We start from the raw sequence: 2067 nt of genomic DNA on the forward strand, positions 1-2067 counted from the left end.
AAAAGTATATAATTAGATAACTTTTACGTTAATCGCGTTTAATCCTTTTTTACCTTCTGTTAAATCGAATTCAACTTGGTCGCCTTCTCTTACTTCGTCGATTAAGCCAGAAATGTGAACAAAATGCTCTTTATTGTTTCCTTCTTCCGTGATGAATCCAAAACCTTTAGAGTCATTAAAAAATTTTACTGTACCAGTACTCATAATAATAATTTTATTTAATTAAGGGACAAAGATAATCTAATATTCTGATTTCGAAAGCTTTTTTTTATTTTTGTTTAAATAAATGTAAGAAATTATACATTTTGGGTTTTTTTGGTAAAACTTCTTTTAGCTTAACTTGACTTATTCCTAAAGGAGTGATCCTATTTTTGAAAGCAGATATGTATCAAGATCTTCATGTATATTAATAATTTTCGTATATTTAATTTTTCAAATAAATAATAACTAAAAAAACATCATGAAAAAATACTTTACTTTTTTAAGCTTCATAGCTTTATTTTTTATTGGCCTGCAGTCTTCTTCTGCTCAAACAAATGAAAAGCAAAGTCCTGAGGCAATGGCCAAAGAAAAAACGCATCAATTGCACCAACTTGTAAACCTTACGGGAGGACAACAAAGCGCTATTTATAGAGTGTTGGTAGATGCTGAACAAAATACAGGAGCGTTGAATAAAATGGATGCTACAGACAAATTAAGACAAGATGGCTTAAAAACTGTAGATCAAAATACGCTTGAATCTTTTAAAAGGATTTTAACTCCTGAGCAATTTGAGTTATATCAGGAATCTCTAAAAAAGGTAAAAAAATAATTTAAATTGAATGATATAAAAAAAGGGACTTAACAATTTGTTGAGTCCCTTTTTTATTATTTACTAGTTGCTCCTGGAGGATATTTCGCCATAATGGAGCTTACAAATTCTTGTATACGTTCTTCTTTTTTGCTGGAGCTACTACTTAAATAGCCAGTTCCAACGCCTTGCCAAACCAGTTCCTTTTTAGTAGCATCTATTAAATCCACATATAAAACGCCTTCTGTAGATGTGTTTACTGTATTGTAATTTCCATAATAATAAGGACTCCAACCCCAGCCATATCCGTAGCCATACGGATAATATCCAGATTGATAAACATTTACTTTTTCTCTGGATTTCGTAAAAATGCTTACTAATAAATCTGGAGTTTCAGATTTTGTAAAACCTTTGGCCAATAATTCGGACTCTATGGCACGAAGCATTCTTCGTTTGTCTAAATCGTTGATTTCAGCTTTGTCGATACCTGGTTTGTAAAAGGCAAACGTTTTGTATTTGGAAAAATCAACTTCTTTATCGTAATCTGAAGCGACTCTTACCGTGCTACAAGACATGATAGTAACCAATAAAAAGGAAGTCAATAGAATGAGTTGTGATTTTTTGTTTGAAAGACTTAGAAAACTGAAGCGCTTTCGGGATGATGTTAATTTTTTCATAGCGTGTTTGTTTTAAGTTAAAACGAGTTTAGCAATTTTTCATCAACCAAGTTAGGAAGTGTTACCTTTAAATTAGGTTCTAATTCCATAGCTCTTTTAATGGCGAAAATGGCGCCTTCATTTCTGGCCCAACTTCTTCTGGAGATCCCATTGTTTACATCCCAGAAAAGCATGGATTTTAAGCGTCTTTCCGCATCTTTACTACCATCAAGAACCATACCAAATCCACCATTTATAACTTCGCCCCAACCTACACCGCCGCCATTATGGATGCTTACCCAAGTGGCTCCTCTAAAGGAATCTCCAATAACATTTTGGATGGCCATATCTGCCGTAAAACGCGATCCATCGTAGATATTACTTGTTTCTCTGTATGGGGAATCGGTTCCGGAAACATCGTGATGATCTCTTCCTAAAACCACGACTCCAATTTCACCCTTTTGAATAGCGTCATTAAAAGCTTGAGCGATTTTCATTCGTCCTTCGGCATCGGCATATAGAATTCTGGCTTGAGACCCTACCACTAATTTGTTTTCTTGAGCGCCTTTTATCCATTGGATGTTATCGGCCATTTGCTGCTGGATTTCTATAGGGGAACTC

3 protein-coding genes and 1 pseudogene are annotated in these 2067 nt (G+C 34.3%); 1 reads left to right on the plus strand and 3 read right to left on the minus strand.

The features are described 5' to 3' along the window. Nucleotides 1-12: 12 nt before the first annotated feature. A complete protein-coding gene (locus VKY47_RS14010) occupies nucleotides 13-204 on the minus strand; it encodes a cold-shock protein (RefSeq protein WP_007646460.1) in 192 nt (63 codons plus the stop codon). Nucleotides 205-460: 256 nt separating this feature from the next. Between VKY47_RS14010 and VKY47_RS14015 the strand changes: the two genes are divergently transcribed. Beyond that, the gene (locus VKY47_RS14015; RefSeq protein WP_324313466.1) at nucleotides 461-811 is read left to right on the plus strand and encodes a hypothetical protein; all 351 of its coding nucleotides are present in this window, start codon (nucleotides 461-463) and stop codon (nucleotides 809-811) included. Nucleotides 812-867: 56 nt separating this feature from the next. Here the strand turns inward: VKY47_RS14015 and VKY47_RS14020 are convergent, their stop codons facing one another. Further along, nucleotides 868-1365, minus strand: a complete 498-nt coding sequence (locus VKY47_RS14020; RefSeq protein ID WP_414731235.1) for a DUF4136 domain-containing protein — start codon at nucleotides 1363-1365, stop codon at nucleotides 868-870. Between the two features lie 119 nt (nucleotides 1366-1484). Beyond that, nucleotides 1485-2067, minus strand: a pseudogene (locus VKY47_RS14025) (urocanate hydratase); the annotation flags it as partial.

The organism is Xanthomarina sp., assembly GCF_035306705.1.
Classification (GTDB): domain Bacteria; phylum Bacteroidota; class Bacteroidia; order Flavobacteriales; family Flavobacteriaceae; genus Xanthomarina.